This window comes from Deinococcus alpinitundrae (genome assembly GCF_009982895.1).
GTDB classification, from domain to species: Bacteria; Deinococcota; Deinococci; order Deinococcales; family Deinococcaceae; genus Deinococcus; species Deinococcus alpinitundrae.
Genome location: NZ_WXZL01000304.1, coordinates 1 through 265 on the forward strand (window position 1 = coordinate 1; position 265 = coordinate 265).

General features: G+C 35.8%; 1 protein-coding gene. It reads right to left on the bottom strand.

Translation table 11 applies throughout. From position 1 onward, the window contains the following. Positions 1-265: NAD(P)-dependent oxidoreductase (locus GUI70_RS25825; RefSeq protein ID WP_161884589.1), on the bottom strand; the 265-nt coding region annotated here is incomplete at both ends.

A 265-nucleotide genomic window follows, 5' to 3' on the forward strand; every position in this document is an offset into this window, starting at 1 on the left:
GCCGTAGATTTCATCATTTTAAATTGTTCTGTATCAATTAAATGATGCATTTTAGGATTATAAGCAGCGTTGATAGTGATAAAATCTGCATTCTTTAATAGTGTATCTAAATCTACATATTTTGCACCGATTTCTCGTTCTTTTTCTTCTTTGCGATTAGGTCCAGTGTATAGCACATCCATGTCAAATGCTCTTGCACGACGAGCTACTGCACTACCAATTTCACCTAAACCGATAATGCCGATTGTTTTCCCAGATACTTCTC